Source organism: Mycobacterium sp. 134 (genome assembly GCF_048282715.1).
In the GTDB taxonomy this organism is placed as follows: domain Bacteria; phylum Actinomycetota; class Actinomycetes; order Mycobacteriales; family Mycobacteriaceae; genus Mycobacterium; species Mycobacterium septicum.
The window spans coordinates 2,567,693-2,584,688 of the sequence record NZ_JBLVUN010000008.1; the positions used below are offsets into that span (position 1 = coordinate 2,567,693).

16 protein-coding genes are annotated in these 16,996 nt (G+C 67.9%); 7 read left to right on the forward strand and 9 right to left on the reverse strand.

The features are described from left to right. The first annotated feature begins 66 nt into the window (after positions 1 to 66). The 5 genes from ACNQVK_RS17025 to ACNQVK_RS17045 all read left to right on the forward strand — a co-directional run bounded on the left by ACNQVK_RS17025 (position 67) and on the right by ACNQVK_RS17045 (position 7,566). Positions 67 to 1,578: an alpha/beta hydrolase gene (locus tag ACNQVK_RS17025; RefSeq protein WP_418030453.1), complete on the forward strand. Its 1,512-nt coding sequence runs from the start codon at positions 67 to 69 to the stop codon at positions 1,576 to 1,578. 51 nt (positions 1,579 to 1,629) lie between these two features. After that, the gene (gene glnA, locus ACNQVK_RS17030) at positions 1,630 to 2,970 is read left to right on the forward strand and encodes a type I glutamate--ammonia ligase (protein WP_036449413.1); all 1,341 of its coding nucleotides are present in this window, start codon (positions 1,630 to 1,632) and stop codon (positions 2,968 to 2,970) included. Positions 2,971 to 3,006: 36 nt separating this feature from the next. Then, on the forward strand, positions 3,007 to 6,012 hold the full coding sequence (locus tag ACNQVK_RS17035) for a bifunctional [glutamine synthetase] adenylyltransferase/[glutamine synthetase]-adenylyl-L-tyrosine phosphorylase (RefSeq protein WP_418030454.1): 3,006 nt from the start codon (positions 3,007 to 3,009) through the stop codon (positions 6,010 to 6,012). Positions 6,013 to 6,082: 70 nt separating this feature from the next. Next, positions 6,083 to 6,712, forward strand: coding sequence for a PaaI family thioesterase (locus ACNQVK_RS17040; protein ID WP_418030455.1), 630 nt, complete (start codon positions 6,083 to 6,085; stop codon positions 6,710 to 6,712). Beyond that, entirely contained in the window at positions 6,709 to 7,566 is an 858-nt protein-coding gene (locus ACNQVK_RS17045; protein ID WP_409550630.1) for a TIGR03619 family F420-dependent LLM class oxidoreductase, read from the forward strand. Before ACNQVK_RS17040 ends, ACNQVK_RS17045 begins: the two co-directional genes overlap by 4 nt. Here the strand turns inward: ACNQVK_RS17045 and ACNQVK_RS17050 are convergent. The 4 genes from ACNQVK_RS17050 to glnA (ACNQVK_RS17065) all read right to left on the reverse strand — a co-directional run bounded on the left by ACNQVK_RS17050 (position 7,563) and on the right by glnA (ACNQVK_RS17065) (position 10,465). Further along, complete coding sequence (locus ACNQVK_RS17050; RefSeq protein WP_418030456.1) at positions 7,563 to 7,976, reverse strand: DoxX family protein; 414 nt, start codon at positions 7,974 to 7,976, stop codon at positions 7,563 to 7,565. The genes ACNQVK_RS17045 and ACNQVK_RS17050 overlap by 4 nt on opposite strands. A gap of 31 nt (positions 7,977 to 8,007) precedes the next feature. Continuing rightward, a complete protein-coding gene (gene dtd, locus ACNQVK_RS17055; RefSeq protein WP_418030457.1) occupies positions 8,008 to 8,439 on the reverse strand; it encodes a D-aminoacyl-tRNA deacylase in 432 nt (143 codons plus the stop codon). A 45-nt stretch (positions 8,440 to 8,484) separates the two neighbouring features. After that, a complete protein-coding gene (locus ACNQVK_RS17060) occupies positions 8,485 to 8,811 on the reverse strand; it encodes a darcynin family protein (RefSeq protein ID WP_418030458.1) in 327 nt (108 codons plus the stop codon). 217 nt (positions 8,812 to 9,028) lie between these two features. Then, positions 9,029 to 10,465, reverse strand: coding sequence for a type I glutamate--ammonia ligase (gene glnA / locus ACNQVK_RS17065; RefSeq protein WP_044523556.1), 1,437 nt, complete (start codon positions 10,463 to 10,465; stop codon positions 9,029 to 9,031). Between the two features lie 155 nt (positions 10,466 to 10,620). Here glnA (ACNQVK_RS17065) and ACNQVK_RS17070 point away from each other — a divergent pair, with 155 nt between their 5' ends. Further along, on the forward strand, positions 10,621 to 11,106 hold the full coding sequence (locus tag ACNQVK_RS17070) for an RDD family protein (RefSeq protein WP_170856403.1): 486 nt from the start codon (positions 10,621 to 10,623) through the stop codon (positions 11,104 to 11,106). 147 nt (positions 11,107 to 11,253) lie between these two features. Here ACNQVK_RS17070 and ACNQVK_RS17075 read toward each other — a convergent pair whose 3' ends face one another. The 5 genes from ACNQVK_RS17075 to sucB are packed head-to-tail and all read right to left on the reverse strand — an operon-like array spanning position 11,254 to position 16,382. Then, entirely contained in the window at positions 11,254 to 12,006 is a 753-nt protein-coding gene (locus ACNQVK_RS17075; RefSeq protein WP_090431289.1) for a DUF4191 domain-containing protein, read from the reverse strand. 4 nt (positions 12,007 to 12,010) lie between these two features. After that, complete coding sequence (gene lipA, locus ACNQVK_RS17080) at positions 12,011 to 12,955, reverse strand: lipoyl synthase (protein WP_418030459.1); 945 nt, start codon at positions 12,953 to 12,955, stop codon at positions 12,011 to 12,013. Between the two features lie 4 nt (positions 12,956 to 12,959). Next, a complete protein-coding gene (gene lipB, locus ACNQVK_RS17085; protein WP_418030460.1) occupies positions 12,960 to 13,634 on the reverse strand; it encodes a lipoyl(octanoyl) transferase LipB in 675 nt (224 codons plus the stop codon). A gap of 38 nt (positions 13,635 to 13,672) precedes the next feature. After that, positions 13,673 to 14,581 carry a TIGR01777 family oxidoreductase gene (locus tag ACNQVK_RS17090; RefSeq protein ID WP_418030461.1) on the reverse strand — a complete coding sequence of 303 codons (909 nt, stop codon included), beginning with the start codon at positions 14,579 to 14,581 and terminating at the stop codon, positions 13,673 to 13,675. A gap of 25 nt (positions 14,582 to 14,606) precedes the next feature. Next, the gene (gene sucB / locus ACNQVK_RS17095) at positions 14,607 to 16,382 is read right to left on the reverse strand and encodes a 2-oxoglutarate dehydrogenase, E2 component, dihydrolipoamide succinyltransferase (protein ID WP_418030462.1); all 1,776 of its coding nucleotides are present in this window, start codon (positions 16,380 to 16,382) and stop codon (positions 14,607 to 14,609) included. Positions 16,383 to 16,596: 214 nt separating this feature from the next. Between sucB and ACNQVK_RS17100 the strand changes: the two genes are divergently transcribed. After that, positions 16,597 to 16,950, forward strand: coding sequence for a hypothetical protein (locus ACNQVK_RS17100; protein ID WP_044523564.1), 354 nt, complete (start codon positions 16,597 to 16,599; stop codon positions 16,948 to 16,950). The last annotated feature ends 46 nt before the right edge of the window (positions 16,951 to 16,996 follow it).

A 16,996-nucleotide genomic window follows, 5' to 3' on the forward strand; every position in this document is an offset into this window, starting at 1 on the left:
CGGATGGTCTCCGGCCGATCTCTGGTCGGCCTCAGGCACAGACCCGGTACCGACCGCCGTGCGACCATGACTGCCGTGCGGTGGGTGGGCGGGGCAGGACGTGTTTTGGCGGCGGCGCTGCTCGGTGCCACCGCCGTGGTCTGCCCGGTCGCGCAGGCTGCTCCGGAATCGGGGCCGGAATGGGGGAGTTGCGCCAGCTGGGTGCAGAATCCGGCCGCGATCCCGACCGCACAATGCAGCACCGTCCCGGTACCGCTGGACTGGAATTCCGCGGATCCCCAAGGCGCGCAAGCGCAATTGGCGGTCATCCGGATACCGGCCACCGGTGCCCGGATCGGCGCGTTGTTCATCAACCCCGGCGGCCCGGGTGCCTCGGCGGTGGACACGGTGGCCGGCATGGGCGCCGCGCTGGCCGGCTCACCACTCACCGACCATTTCGATCTCGTCGGCTTCGATCCGCGCGGCGTCGGGCATTCCACCCCGGAGCTGCGTTGCCGCACCGACGCCGAGATCGACGCGTACCGCCGCGAGTCGCTGACCGATTACAGCCCGGCCGGGGTCGCCCACATCGAAGACGTCTACCGCCAGTTCGCCCAGCAGTGCCTGGACCGCATGGGAGCACCGTTCCTGGCCAACGTGGGCACCGCGTCGGCGGTGCGGGACATGGACGCGGTGCGGGCCGCGCTGGGGGAGGACCAGATCAACTATCTGGGCTTCTCCTACGGCACCGAACTCGGCGGCGCGTACGCCGAACAGTTCGGCGAGCGGGTGCGCACCATGGTGCTCGACGGGGCAATCGATCCCAGCCTGGACCCCATCACCAAGAACATCCGCCAGCTCGCCGGCTTCCAGAAGGCCTTCGACACCTACGCCGCGGACTGCGCGCAATCGGCAGACTGCCCGCTGGGCATCGATCCCGCCCAGTTCGTCGGCCGGTTCAAGGGACTGGTGGCTCCACTGGCGACGACGCCGGCCACCACCTCGGACCCGCGCGGACTCGGCTACGCCGACGCGATCACCGGTAGCGGCAACGCCCTGTACTCGGCGCGGTACTGGCCCTACCTGACCAGCGGGCTGCTCGGGTTGACGCGCGGCACCGATGCCAGTGACCTGCTGTTGCTCGCCGACGACTACTGGCGCCGCGACGAAAACGGTCACTACAAGAACATGCAGGACGCCTTCACCGCGATCCGCTGCGTCGACTCAACGTTCCCCACCGACCCGGCGGTGTGGGCCGACGCCGATCAGCAGATCCGGGCTGTGGCACCGTTCATGGCCTACGGAGAGTTCACCGGATACGCGCCCCGCGACATCTGCGCCCTGTGGCCGGTTCCTGCCACGTCTGCGCCGCACCCGGTCACCGGGCCCGGACCGGGCAAGGTCGTGGTGGTGTCCACGACCGGAGACCCCGCCACGCCGTATCAGGCCGGCGTGGACTTGGCCCGGCAAATGGGCGCGGCGCTGATCTCCTTCCGCGGCACCCAACACACCGTGGTGTTCAACGGGAACGCCTGCGTGGACACCGCCGTGCTGGGTTTCTTCGTCAACGGAACCTCCCCGGGCGACCTCTCCTGCTAAGTCTTCCAGGGCTGTAACACAGATTTAACAGCCGATGCCTACGCTGCGGGCATGGACCGCCAGAAGGAATTCGTGCTGCGCACCCTGGAGGAACGCGATATCCGGTTCGTTCGGTTGTGGTTCACCGACGTCCTCGGCTACCTCAAATCGGTAGCGATCGCACCCGCCGAACTCGAAGGCGCCTTCGAGGAGGGCATCGGTTTCGACGGCTCTTCGATCGAGGGCTTCGCCCGTGTCTCGGAATCCGACACCGTCGCCCGGCCCGACCCGTCCACCTTCCAGGTGCTGCCCTGGACCACCAGCGCGGGCAAGCACTACTCGGCCCGCATGTTCTGCGACATCACCATGCCGGACGGCTCACCGTCGTGGGCCGACTCCCGGCACGTGCTGCGCCGCCAGCTCGCCAAGGCCAGCGACCTGGGCTTCACCTGCTACGTGCACCCCGAGATCGAGTTCTTCCTGCTGCAGCCCGGCCCGGACGACGGGTCGGTGCCCGTGCCCGCCGACAACAGCGGCTATTTCGACCAGGCCGTGCACGATTCGGCCCCGAACTTCCGCCGCCACGCCATCGAGGCGCTGGAGCAGATGGGCATCTCGGTGGAGTTCAGCCACCACGAGGGCGCGCCCGGCCAGCAGGAGATCGACCTGCGCTACGCCGACGCGTTGTCGATGGCCGACAACGTGATGACCTTCCGGTATCTGGTCAAGGAGGTCGCCCTGGCCGACGGCGTGCGGGCGTCGTTCATGCCCAAGCCGTTCGGCGAGCACCCCGGCTCGGCCATGCACACGCACATGAGCCTGTTCGAGGGCGACACCAACGCCTTCCACAGCCCCGACGACCCGCTGCAGCTGTCCGATGTGGCCAAGTCCTTCATCGCGGGCATCCTGGAGCACGCCAGCGAGATCAGTGCGGTCACCAACCAGTGGGTGAACTCCTACAAGCGTCTGGTGCACGGCGGCGAGGCACCCACCGCCGCCTCGTGGGGCGCGGCCAACCGCTCGGCGCTGGTGCGGGTCCCGATGTACACCCCGCGCAAGGCGTCGTCGCGGCGCGTCGAGGTCCGCAGCCCCGACTCGGCATGCAACCCGTACCTGACCTTCGCGGTCCTGCTGGCCGCCGGTCTGCGCGGCGTCGAGAAGGGCTACGTGCTCGGTCCGCAGGCCGAGGACAACGTGTGGAGCCTGACGCCCGAGGAGCGGCGCGCCATGGGCTACCGCGAGCTGCCGTCGAGCCTGGGCAACGCGCTGGAGGCCATGGAGAACTCCGAGCTCGTGGCGGAAGCGTTGGGGGAGCACGTATTCGACTACTTCCTGCGCAACAAGCGCGCGGAGTGGGAGAACTACCGCAGCCACGTCACGCCCTACGAGCTCAAGAACTACCTGTCGCTCTGAGTCGGGGGCGGCGCCGGAGCTTCGTGCGCTACCGTCGTGAACGTGCCCAAGCCTGCAACCGATCGCCCGAAACTGCCCAGCGTCGGTCGGCTCGGTCTGGTCCATCCGCAGGCTGCGGCCCACCTCGAACAGCTCGGCTGGAAGACCGAGGCGTACGTCGAGTTGCTGTGGTCGCTGTCGCGCGCTCCCGACGCCGACGTAGCGCTGCTGGCCATGGTGCGGCTGGCCGATGCGCTGGGGGCGGACGCGGATGAGCTCAACCGCCAACTGCTGGCCGACCGGGCCCTGCGGGGCCGGCTGTTCGGTGTGTTGGGGTCATCCCTGGCCCTCGGTGACCATCTCGTCGCCCACCCGCAGTCGTGGCGGTTGTTGATCGGCGACGTCGTGCTCCCCGGTGTCGAGGAGCTGCACCGCGTCTTCACCGCTGCCGCCCGCGGTGCCGAGATCGACAGGGGCACAAGCAGTGCCGTGCCCGCCCTGCGAGATCTCTACCGTGACCACCTGTTGGTCCTGGCCGCGCTCGACGTGGCCTCGACCGTCGAGAACGAGCCGGTGCTGCCTTTCGTGGAGGTCGCCGCTCACCTGTCCGATCTGGCCGACGCCGCACTGGGTGCCGCCCTGACGGTGGCCACCAGGGTCGTGTGCGAGGACGGGGTTGAGCCCCGGCTGGCCGTCGTTGCCATGGGTAAATGCGGTGCGCGCGAGCTGAATTACGTCAGCGACGTCGACGTCATCTTCGTCGGGGAGTCCGTGCCGGACGGAGACGGCGACGACAACCTGGCGACCGCAACCCGGGTGGCCGGCGAGATGATGCGATTCGCCGCCGACGCCTTCTTCGAGGTCGATGCCGCGTTGCGCCCGGAAGGCAAACGCGGCCAACTGGTCCGGACGCTGGAATCCCATGTCGCGTACTACCAGCGCTGGGCGAAAACCTGGGAATTCCAGGCACTGCTCAAGGCGCGTCCCGCCGCGGGCGACGCCGAACTCGGCAAGGCCTACATCGATGCCCTGATGCCCATGGTGTGGACCGCCTGCGAGCGTGAGGATTTCGTCCCCGAAGTGCAGGCCATGCGTCGCCGCGTCGAGGAACTCGTCCCGGCCGGGGTACGGGCCCGCGAGCTCAAGCTCGGCACCGGAGGCCTGCGTGACGTCGAATTCGCCGTCCAGCTCCTGCAATTGGTGCACGGACGCAACGACGATTCACTGCATGTGGCGTCCACCGTCGATGCGCTGGCCGCCCTAGGTGAGGGCGGCTACATCGGTCGAGACGACACCGCCAACATGACCGCGTCCTACGAATTCCTGCGGCTGCTCGAACATCGGCTGCAACTGCAGCGGCTCAAGCGCACTCACATGCTGCCCGACGACAGCGACGACGAGGCCTACCGATGGCTGGCCAGGGCCGCGCACGTGCGCCCCGACGGGCGGCACGACGCCCAGGGCGTGCTGCGCGAGGAACTCAAACGGCAGAGCATGCGGGTGTCGCGGTTGCACGCCAAGCTCTTCTACCAGCCGCTGCTGGAATCGGTGGGCCAGCCGGCGGTGGGTATCGGTGCCGGCATGAGCACCGAGGCGGCCGAACGTCAGCTCGCCGCACTGGGTTACGAGGGACCGCAGAGCGCGCTGACACACCTGGCCGCGCTCACCGGCCAGGGCGGGCGCCGCGCGCGGGTGCAACAGGTGCTGTTGCCGACCCTGCTGGACTGGCTCTCGGACACGCCGGACCCGGACGCCGGCCTGCTGGCCTACCGCCGGATCAGCGAGGAGCTGGCCGAGCAGCGCTGGTATCTGTCGACCCTGCGCGACGAGGGAGCGGTGGCCAAGCGGCTGATGCGCGTGCTCGGCACCTCGGCCTACATCCCGGAACTGCTGATGCGGGCTCCCGAGGTGATCCAGCTGTACGCCGACGGTCCCAGCGGGCCGAAACTGCTCGACGGCGATCCCGACAGCGTGGCCCGCGCATTGGTGGCCTCGGCCGGCCGGCACCCGGACCCGGTGCGCGGCATCGCCGCCGCGCGCACTCTGCGCCGCCGGGAGTTGGCCCGCATCGCCTCGGCCGACGTGCTGGGCCTGCTCGACGTGACCGACGTCTGCAAGGCACTGACCTCGGTGTGGGTCGCGGTGCTGGAGGCCGCGCTGAACGCGGTGATCCGGGCCAACACACCGGAATCCGGTGCGCCCGCGCGTATCGCGGTCATCGGCATGGGCCGCCTCGGCGGTGGTGAGCTCGGATACGGCTCCGATGCCGACGTGATGTTCGTGTGCGAACCCGTCGCGGGCGTCGAGGACTCGGCGGCCGTGCGCTGGTCGGTGAGCATCGCCGAACAGGTCAGGGCCCTGCTGGGGACACCGAGCGCGGACCCGCCGCTGGAGGTCGACACCGGGCTGCGTCCAGAGGGGCGAAACGGACCCCTGGTACGCACGCTGGCGTCGTATGCGGCGTATTACGAGCAGTGGGCCCAGCCGTGGGAGATCCAGGCGCTGCTGCGGGCGCACCGGGTGGCAGGCGATCTGGAACTGGGCGAACGCTTCCTGATCCTGGCCGACAAGACCCGTTACCCCTCCGGCGGGGTATCGGCCGAGGCCGTCCAGGAGATCCGGCGCATCAAGGCCCGCGTCGACGCCGAACGTCTTCCGCGCGGCGCCGACCCCAACACGCACACCAAGCTGGGCCGTGGCGGGCTGGCCGACATCGAGTGGACCGTGCAGCTGCTGCAACTGCGCTACGCGCACAAGTTCCCTGCGCTGCACAACACCTCGACGTTGCAGACCCTCGACGCGATCGGTGCGGCCGAGCTGGTGGCCGAGAGCGATGTCGCGCTGTTACGCGATGCCTGGCTGACGGCCACGCGGGCGCGCAACGCCCTGGTGCTGGTGCGTGGCAAGCCCACCGACCAGTTGCCAGGACCGGGCCGCCAGCTCAATGCGGTGGCCCTGGCGGCGGGCTGGGGCAGCGACGACGGCGGGGAGTTCCTGGACAACTATCTGCGGGTGACGCGGCGCGCGAAGGGTGTGGTCCGGAAGATTTTCGGCGGGGAGTAGTGCCCCGCGTGCACGACGTCGCAGTGGGTGGTGTTAATAAGGGCGTATAACCAATTCACTGGGAGTCCGGATGAAGCACACGTTCGACGTCATCTCCGCGGCCGAGCACGATCGGCTCGAAGCCCTCTATGAGCCCTTCGCCCAGGCGATGCGCGAACTCGTCGACGCCGGAGTGCGCACCGAGGTGGACCCGCAGACCATCGCCGAGGCGACCGCGGCCGTCGAAGCCGTCACCGCCTCGCTGCGCCGCGAGCAGCGCGACGCACCGCACGCCGTGCTGCATGCCGAGACGAACCGGCCGGTCGTATGGGCGAATCCGGTCGTCGGATTGCGCAACGCGCTGGCCCCGCCGCTGGTGATCGAACACGCCGAGGACGGCAGCTGCTGGAGTGAATTCGTGCTGGGCGCCGCCTACGAGGGGCCGCTGGGCTGGGTGCACGGCGGTATCTGCGCGTTGGTGCTCGACCACATTCTCGGCGAGGTGGCCAGCGGCGGACTGCACGAGCCGCGCTACACCGGGACCATCACATGCCGCTACCGTCGGGGCACGCCGCTGGGGCCGTTACGCGCGGAGGCCTACATCGACCGGACCGAGGGCGTCAAAACCTTTGCGCGGGGCCATATCAGCGACGCCGACGGAATCACCGTCGAGGCTGAAGGGGTCTTCATCACGCCGGCGTGGGCACGGGATGCCGGATGAAGATCTACGTGAGCATGGCCTTCATGGACACCCGGGAGGCCGTCGAGGTGGCCAGGGCCGCAGACGATCTCGGCTACGACGGGATGGGCATCCCCGATCATGTGGTCAACCTTGAGACGCTGAAGACGCCGTATCCGTACACCAAGGACGGCAAGCGCCGCTGGGAGGCGTTCACGGACTGGCCGGACCCGTGGGTGATGATCGGGGCGCTGGCTCTGGTCACCACTCGGCTGAAGTTCGTCACCACGGTCTACCTGCCCGCCATGCGCGACCCGTACTCGGCTGCCAAAGCCATTGGCACCGCGGCCTATCTGGCCGGCGGGCGGCTGGAACTCGGCATCGGGGTCGGCTGGTGCGAGGAGGAGTTCGAGCTGTTGGGTCAGCAGTTCGCGCGACGCGGCAAGCGCACCGACGAGATGCTCGAATTGATGAAGAAGCTGTGGGAGCCCGGGTGGACCGAGTTCTCCGGCGATTTCTACTCAACGCCGCGCCTCGAGATGGAGCCCACGCCGCCGCGGATCCCTATCTACGTCGGCGGGCTGTCCGATATCGCGCTGCGCCGTGCGGCGCGGCACGACGGCTGGATCGGCGATCTGATCTCCACCGAAGCCGCCTTGCAGCGGGTCGACCGGCTACGTGACCTGCGCGCCGAAAAGGGTTTGACGATGGATGATTTCACGATCATCACACCGCTGACCGACGCCTTCACCCCCGAGCACTACGCACGCGCCGAAGCCGGTGGCATCCAGGGCATCATCACCATGCCCTGGATGTTCTACTCCGGCCCCGACGCCACCCTCGCCGAGAAGATCGACGGACTGAAGCGGTTCCGCAAGGACCTCGCGCTGGACTAGGTGCGCCTACTGCGCGCCGCGTCCAACGCGTAAGCGCCACCACCGATCGCGGCGAGCAGTAGGAAGCCGAAGCAGTACAGCACGGCGAGTTCGCCGCCGTTCTCGATCGGCCACAGGCCGTTGGGCTGATGCTGGGTGAAGTAGGCGAACGCCATCTGGCCCGAGGCGATGAATGCGGCGATGCGGGTGAACAGGCCCACCATGATGAGCAGGCCGAGCACCAGCTCCAGAACACCGGCGTACCAGTACGGCCAAGTGCCGACCGGCACGGCGCCGCTTCCCGAATCGACGGGCCAGGCGAAGAGTTTCGATGCGCCGTGGATGGTGAACAGTAAACCGAACACGACACGGAACAAGCTGATGACAGCGGGCGAAAGCGAGCCCAGTCGAGTGTCCAATTTGGTCGTCATGTCCTGACAATACGCGCAGCTCGCAGAAAACTCACAGCTCGAGCAACACCGTTACCGGTCCGTCATTGACCAGTTCCACCCGCATATCCGCACCGAAAACCCCCGTTTCCACAACCGCGCCCAAATTTGCGAGCGCGTCGGCAAATTCGGCCACCAGCGGTTCCGCGAGGGGGCCGGGCGCCGCCGCATTCCACGACGGTCGCCTGCCCTTGTCGGTATTGGCGTACAACGTGAACTGACTGATCACCAGGATGGGGGCGCCAACGTCCGATGCGGATTTCTCGCCGTCCAGAATCCGTAACTGCCAAAGCTTCTCGGCCATCCGCCGGGCCTTGGCGGCGTCGTCATCATGGGTCGCCCCCACCAGGGCGAGCAGCCCCTGCGGGTTCGGCTCGATGGCGCCGACGACTTCGCCGTCGACCGTCACGCTCGCCGATGTCACCCGCTGCACCAGAACCCGCATCGGTCCATTGTGCTTCCGGCGCTGTGCGGGCCGCGGGTCGGGTGCCTACCCGAGGGCGGATCTGCCGTAGTTGTCCGCGTACGCGTTCGCCACCCCTGGGAGGATCTCGACGATGGTGAAATAGCGGTCCCACAGTGGTGTTTCGCGGAGCTCTTCGACCGCGAGCTCATACTCGTGCGGGTCGGCGGTCTCCCACAGCAGGAGGTCGGTGACCCGGGCGGTGTAGAACTCCGTGTCGTACCAACGGAAACCCACCGCGGGATGGCGATCGAGTATCGGTTGCAGGTGCCGGGCCAACTCGTCGAAGCGTTTGGCCACCGGGAATCCGAGCCACTCCGGATTGGTCTTGACCAACATGAAAACCGTGAACATGGCGAACCTCGTTCTCTCATAAGTGAATACGGCTGGAGAGAAACGAAAAAGGCCAACGAATCTCTCCGTTGACCTGTGAGGTTGTCAGCACCGCGAGCGGTGGTGCTCGCGTTGGTTAGGTTAGCCTAAAACTGTGGCCCCCGGCAAGAGCCGGGGGCCACAGTCTGAACTCGACTACACGAGGTTGACGACTTACACGTCGCGTCGGCGGTGCCGACTAAACGTCGTAGTAGAGCGAGAACTCGTACGGGTGAGGCCGGATCTGGATCGGCATGATCTCGTTCTCCCGCTTGTAGGAGATCCAGGTCTCGATCAGGTCCTCGGTGAACACGCCACCCTCGGTGAGGTACTCGTGGTCCTCTTCGAGGCGGTCGATCACCGCGGCCAGCGAGGTCGGGGCCTGCGGGATGTTGGCGGCCTCGTCCGGCGGCAGCTCGTAAAGGTCCTTGTCGACAGGGGCCAGCGGCTCGATCTTCTTCTTGATGCCGTCGATGCCTGCCATCAGCATCGCCGCGAACGCCAGGTACGGGTTACCCGAGCTGTCCGGGCAACGGAACTCGAGGCGCTTGGCCTTCGGGTTGTTGCCGGTGATCGGGATACGGACACAGGCCGAGCGGTTGCGCTGGCTGTAGACCAGGTTGATCGGGGCCTCGTAGCCGGGCACCAGACGCTTGTAGGAGTTCACCGTGGGGTTGGTGAACGCCAGCAGCGACGGGGCGTGGTGCAGGATGCCGCCGATGTAGTGGCGCGCGATGTCGGACAGGCCCGCGTAGCCGGACTCGTCGTGGAACAGCGGCTTGCCGTCCTTCCACAGCGACTGGTGGGCGTGCATGCCCGAACCGTTGTCACCGAACAGCGGCTTGGGCATGAAGGTGACGGTCTTGTTGTTGGCCCACGCGGTGTTCTTGATGATGTATTTGAACAGCAACACATCGTCGGCCGCGTGCAGCAGGGTGTTGAACTTGTAGTTGATCTCGGCCTGGCCGGCGGTGCCGACCTCGTGGTGGCCGCGCTCCAGGGTGAACCCGGCGTTGATCAGGTTGGTCGACATCTCGTCGCGCAGGTCGACGTAGTGGTCGTACGGGGCGACGGGGAAGTAGCCGCCCTTGGGGCGAACCTTGTAACCGAGGTTGGCGCTGCCGTCGGCCTCGAAGGGCTCGCCGGTGTTCCACCACGCCGACTCGGAATCCACCTCGTAGAACGTGCCGTTCATCTTGGAGTCGAAGCTCACCGAGTCGAAGATGTAGAACTCGGCCTCGGCGCCGAAGTAACAGGTGTCGGCGATACCGGTGCTCGCCAGGTAGTTCTCCGCCTTGCGGGCCACGTTGCGCGGGTCGCGGGAGTACGCCTCACGGGTGAACGGGTCGTGCACGAAGAAGTTCAGGTTCAGCGTCTTGGCGGCGCGGAACGGGTCGATGCGCGCGGTGTCGGGGTCCGGCAGCAGCATCATGTCGGATTCATGGATCGACTGGAAGCCGCGGACCGACGAGCCGTCGAACGCGAGGCCGTCCTCGAAGACGCTCTGGTCGAACGCCGACGCCGGGATCGAGAAGTGCTGGACGACGCCGGGCAGATCGCAGAAGCGAATGTCGACATACTCGACGTTCTCGTCCTTGATCAGCTTGAAGATGTCGTCGGACGTCTTTTCTGCCACTGAGTGTTCTCCTTTACTGGTAACCCGCGGGTTGACGCTAAGGACACGATGTTGCGCAGTCGTCAACCATATGTTGCGCGCAAGTTACGCGATGACCGTTCTTTGTGACGTGAGCTACTGACCGTCTCTCAACCGGCCCCGCCTATTCTTGCCCTATGGCGCGCACGATGGGAAGTTGGCTGTCCGGACCGGGACCTTTCGACGCCGGCGACGGCGAGGACGCGCTGGATGGCCGGGGGAAATACCCCGGTGAGCGCCTTGGTTTGCCCGAGTCCGGACCCGGCTCGCTGGCCCGGATGGGCCGGCGGCTCGGTGCGCTGTGCATCGATTGGCTGGTGGCCTACGGGCTGGCCGGTCTGGTGATGGCCCTTGGCCTGATTTCGCTGCCGATGCTGTCCACGGCCGTGCTGGTGATCTGGATGGTGCTGGGGACCGTCGCGGTGCGGCTGTTCTCGTTCACCCCGGGGCAGCTTGCTGTCGGCCTGGCCGTGGTGCCCGCGGACGGGCGCGACCGGATCGGCATCGTGCGGGCGTTCCTGCGCGTGGTGTTGATCGCACTGGTGATCCCGCCGCTGGTCTCCGACAGTGATCTGCGCGGCCTGCATGACCGGCTGACGTTCACCGCGGTCGTGCGGCGCTGACGGCGTCAGTCCTGTCGCGTACGTAACGCCACGGCGAAAAATCTGCCGTCAGACCGCCATGGCGTTACGCACGAGGAATCTCGTCAGGGTGTGATGTTCTTCGCGCGAGCGCTCATCAGGGTGTGATGTTCTTCGCGCAAGCGCTCATCAGCGCCGGCGGACGGTGCGCTGCACACCGCGCATCTTCGCACCGCCGGGCAACGGGCCCTTGGGCATGCCGGCCGGGCCGGTCTTGGTGCCCAGCGCGGCCAGCCGGGACTCGATCGAGTCCATCTGCTTGACCGTGATGTTCGCCGGCAGCTTGTTCAGGTGGCGCTCCAGCTTGGACAGCGGCACTTCGTCCTCGCCGTTGCCGACCACGATGTCGTAGATCGGGATGTCGCCGACCAGGCGCGCCGTGCGCTTCTTCTCCTGCGCCAGCAGGGGCTTGACCCGAGTGGCCGAACCCTCGCCGACGAAGATCACACCGGGGCGGCCGATCACGCGGTGTACGGCGTCGAAATGACCGGTCGCCGCGACGCCGGGGGTGACGCGCCATTTGCCGCGAAGATTGTCCAGCGCCCAGGCCGCGGCACCTGTCTGGCCCTCGGCCTTGAGGTACACCGACTTCTGAGCCCGCCGACCGAAGATGATGAAGGCGACGAGCGCGCCCAGCACCACGCCCAGCGGGATGAGCGTGTACATCGTGAACCCGCCGATGAGCAGACCGGCAACCACCGCTGCGGCCACGATCAGCACGAACGCGCCGATCATGTACGGCAGCAGGCGCTTGTCCTCTTTGCGCTGGATCTGGAATGCCTGCCACAACTGACTGCGCCGCTGCTTGGAGGCCGCCTTACGGGCAGCCTTCGCCTCGGCCTTTGCCGCCTTCGTTTCTGCGGCATTGCGGGATTTCGCCATTACATCAGGATACGGGGGGCTGATCGGCGAACCGAACCCGCGCGGCCTGGGCATAGAGCCTGCCCGCGCGGTAGGACGAGCGCACCAGCGGTCCGGCCAGCACGCCGGCGAATCCCAGGCCCTCGGCATAGCTCGACAACGCGACGAACTCGTCGGGGTGTACCCAGCGCTCCACCGGATGGTGGCGGGGGGAGGGCCGCAGGTACTGGGTGATGGTGACGATGTCGCAGCCCGCCTCGTGCAGGTCGCGCAGCGCGGTGTGCACCTCGTCGATGGTCTCGCCCATCCCGAGGATCAGGTTGGACTTGGTGACCAGGCCGAAGTTACGGGCGGCGGTGATCACCTCGAGGCTGCGCTCGTAGCGGAACGCCGGCCGAATCCGCTTGAAGATGCGCGGCACCGTTTCGACGTTGTGCGCGAACACTTCTGGGCGTGACTCGAATACTTCGGCCAACTGGTCCGGGTTGCCGTTGAAGTCCGGGGCCAGCAACTCCACACCGGTGTTCGGGTTGAGCCGCTTGATGTAGCGGACGGTCTCGGCATAGAGCCACGCCCCGCCGTCTGGCAGGTCGTCGCGGGCCACGCCGGTCACGGTGGAGTAGCGCAGCCCCATCGCCTGAACGCTCTCGGCGACCCGGCGCGGTTCATCGCGGTCCAGCTCGGCCGGCTTGCCGGTGTCGATCTGGCAGAAGTCGCACCGCCGCGTGCACTGCTCGCCGCCGATCAGGAATGTCGCTTCCCGGTCCTCCCAGCATTCGAAGATGTTGGGGCAACCGGCCTCCTCGCACACCGTGTGCAGGCCTTCGCGGCGCACCAGGCCCTTGAGCTCGGTGTACTCCGGACCCATCTTGGCCCGGGTCTTGATCCACGGTGGTTTGCGTTCGATGGGCGTCTGCGCGTTCCGCACTTCCAGACGCAGCAGCTTCCGGCCTTCGGGCACAACAGTCACAGATTCATCCTACGTTCAGAGCTACTTCCAGCCGGCCGTCGAGCGCGTCACACACCGCGGCGGCGACGCGGTCGGTGACGTCCTCGACGGTGATACGGCGGCCGAGTTCGGCCGTCAGTGACGTGACGCCGGCGTCGGCGATCCCGCACGGCACGATCGACGTGAACGCGGACAGGTCGCAGTCGCAGTTCAGCGCGAACCCGTGCAGCGTCGTCGCCCGGGACACCCGGATCCCGATCGCCCCGACCTTGCGGGCCGGCCGAAGCCCGTCCCCGGCCACCCACACACCCGAGCGGCCCTCGACCCGACCGGTCGGCAATCCGAGATCCGCACACACGGTGATGAGTGCTTCCTCAAGGCGCCGAACGAAATTCACCACATCCAGCGGTTCGGTCAGCCCGATGATGGGGTAGCCCACCAGCTGCCCGGGGCCGTGCCAGGTGATCTTGCCGCCGCGGTCGGTGTCGACGACGGGCGTGCCGTCCATCGGGCGCTCATGCGGCTCGGTGCGCTTGCCCGCGGTGTAGACGGCCGGGTGCTGAAGCAGCAGCAGCGTGTCAGGACCGCCGGCCACCCGGGCGTCGGCGATCTCGCGCTGTAGGTCCCAGGCGGCTTCGTAGTCGAGCGTGCCCACGCGCCGCACCTCGACGGGAGTCGCGGCCGAGCGGATGGATGTCACAGCGTCGACGGTACGCCCCGGCTGCTCCCGAATGCCGGTCACAGGTCTTTGGGTGCGGTGGCGTAGGACAGCGCCTCGCCCACTGTGTTGTGGTGAAACGTGAAGCCGGCGCGTTCCAGTGCCGCGGGGATGGCGCGCTGACCGATGAGCAGTCCCTCGTCGGCGATCTCGCCCAGCAGCGTGCGCAGCGCAAACCCGGGAACCATCACCGGCGTGGGGCGGTTGACGGCGCGGCCCAGTGCCGCGGTGAACTCGGCGTTGGTCACCGGGGCCGGACCGGTGAGATTGACCGGGCCCGAAAGGCTTTCGGTCGCCATCGCGAACAGCACCGCGCGGATCTCGTCCTCCAGGCTGATCCACGGGATGTACTGCCTGCCGTTGCCCAACCGGGCGCCCAGGCCCAGCGAGAACAACGGCTTGAGCCGGTTCACCATGCCCCCGGACGGGGCCATCACCAACCCGGTGCGCAACAGCACCACCCGCGAGCCGGCCGCGACGGCCGGCGCGGTGGCCGCTTCCCAATCCGCGCACAGCCCGGCCAAAAACCCGCGACCCTCGGGCGCGGACTCGTCGGTCACCCGGTCCCTGGTGTCGCCGTAGTAGCCGACCGCGCTCGCGTTGATCAGCACCGGCACCCCGGCGTCGGCCACGGCGCCGGCGAGTACCTCGGTGGGCCCGATCCTGCTGTCGCGCAGGCTCTGTTTGAAGGCACCCGACCAGCGCTTGTCGCCGACGCCGACGCCGCAGAGGTTCACCACCGCGTCCACGCCGTGCAGCGCGCCGGCGTCGAACTCCCCGGTGTCGGGGTTCCAGAACAGCTCGTCGCCGTTCGATGGTGCCCTGCGTACGATCCGGAGTACCCGGCGATCGGCGGCGCGCAGCGTTGACACCAGCGCCGAACCGATCAGACCGGATGATCCCGCTATCGCGATGACGGCATCCGCCACAGTGGGGAGCCCCTCCTAACGGCTCTTACAGCCCGAGGTCGGCCTCGAAAGCACCTTCTTCGAGCCTGCGCTTGATGGTGGTCACGAATCGGCCGGCGTCGGCGCCGTCGATCAGTCGGTGGTCGTAGGTCAGCGGCAGGTAGCACACCGAACGCACACCGATCGACTCGTTGCCGTACGCATCGGAGATCACCCGCGGCCGCTTCACGATCGCCCCGGTGCCCAGCATCGCCGCCTGCGGCGGCACCAGGATCGGGGTGTCGAACAGCGCGCCCTGGCTACCGATGTTGGTGATGGTGAACGTGCCGCCGGACAACTCGTCGGGCTTCAGGTTGCCCGAACGGGCCCGCGCCGCGATGTCGGAGATGGCGCGCGCCAGCCCGCCGAGCGACAGGTCACCGGCGTTGTGGATCACCGGCGACAGCAGACCCTGGTCGGTGTCGACCGCGAAGCCGAGGTGCTCGGCGTCGTAGTAGGTGATCTCCTTGGTGTCCTCGTTGTAGCTGGCGTTGATGTTCGGGTGGATCTTCAGCGCGTCGATGACGGCGCGCGCGATGAACGGCAGATAGGTGAGGTTGACACCCTCGCGCTCGGCGAAGTCCGCCTTCGCCCGGGCCCGCAACGCCACGATCTTGGTCATGTCGACCTCGTGGGTCTGGGTCAGCTGTGCGGTCGCCTGCAACGATTCGCGCGTCTTCTTCGCGGTGATCTGGCGAATCCGGTTGGCCTTCTGCGTGGTTCCGCGCAGATGCGCCAGGGCCGGAGCGGGCGCCGACGAGGCAGCGGGCGCGGCGGCCGCAGGGGCTGCCGGTGCCGCGGGAGCCGGGGGAGCCTTCTTGGCCTCGGCGGCCGCGAGCACGTCCTGCTTGCGGATCCGACCGCCGACGCCGGTGCCCTTCACCTCTGCGAGGTCGACACCGTTCTCCGCGGCCAGCTTTCGCACCAGCGGGGTGACGTACGGCGAGCCGTCCCCGGCGGGGGCAGCTTCAGCTGCGGGTGCCGGTGCGGCCGGTGCGGCAGCGGGTGCCGGTGCGGCTGCGGCTGCGGGCTCAGGCTTCGGCTCGGGCTTCGGTTCCGGCTTGGGTTCGGGTGCGGGCGCCGGGGCAGGAGCCGCCGGGGCCGGTGCGGGTGCCGCCGGAGCGGGAGCGGGTGCGGCGGCCGGCGCGGCGGAAGCGTCCCCGATCTTGGCCAGCTCGCCGCCGACCGCGACGGTGTCGTCCTCCTCCGCGGTGATCGACAGCAGGGTGCCGGCCACCGGGGACGGGATCTCGGTGTCGACCTTGTCGGTGGACACCTCGACCAGCGGCTCGTCGACGCCGACGGACTCGCCGACCTTCTTGAGCCAGCGGGTGACGGTGCCCTCGGTGACCGATTCGCCCAATTCGGGCATCACCACGGAAGTGGCCGACCCCGACGAGGCGGCCGGTGCGGCGGGCTCGGCTGCGGGGGCAGCTGCCGGTGCGGCGGCTGCGACAGGCTCGGGGGCGGGCGCCGCGGGGGCGGGCTCCGGCTCGGGCTCGGCAGCGGCGGGAGCTGCTGCCGGGGCGGCAGCAGGGGCTTCGCCGGCCTCACCGATGACCGCGAGCTCGCCACCGATCTCGACGGTGTCGTCCTCCTGGGCGACGATCTTCGTCAAGACGCCTGCGGCGGGCGACGGGATCTCGGTGTCGACCTTGTCCGTGGACACCTCCAGCAGCGGCTCGTCGATCTCGACGGTGTCACCCTCCTGTTTAAGCCAGCGGGTGACGGTCCCCTCGGTGACGCTCTCACCTAGCGCGGGCATCTGGACGGAGATGGCCATGTATTGACTCCTCGGACGGTCACTTGTGACGACTCGAACTCTGGCTTACCACAGCTAGGTGCACCGGGTACGGCACCTAGGTGGATTGTCGGAACCATCCTGTCACTGCAGCACCATTCGCACTCACTCAGGGTTGCTCCGGGCTCTGGCACTATCGAGTGAGGGTTTGCAGGGCAGTTCGCCGAACTTCCCCAGAGCTGAGGAGACTGTTCCGTTGGGGTTGTTCGATACGTTCCGCCGGGGCGGCTCGGCGCGCGGATCCGGCGGCGACACGGGCGAGGATCTGCGGTATCTGCAGCGCTGGGTCGCCGAGCACATCGGCGTCGAGGCATTCGTGGAACCCCGCACCACCGTCACCGAGGTGACGGTCGTGTTGGTTGCTGCCGACGGCGAATGGACCCGTCGCCGCGCCGGTGGTGAGGCCGGGGCACGCCGGCTCAGCGACCGCCTGCAGATCCCGGTCTATGACGTGCAGAAGGTCGGGTATCCGCAACGGATGCGCGACCACGACGCGCGGCGGCGCATCGAACGGGAGCGCGCCGTGCGCCAGGAACTCGACGACCGCTAGAGTCGAGGCAGCCGATACCTCCGGTATTGGATACTGTTCGTTACAG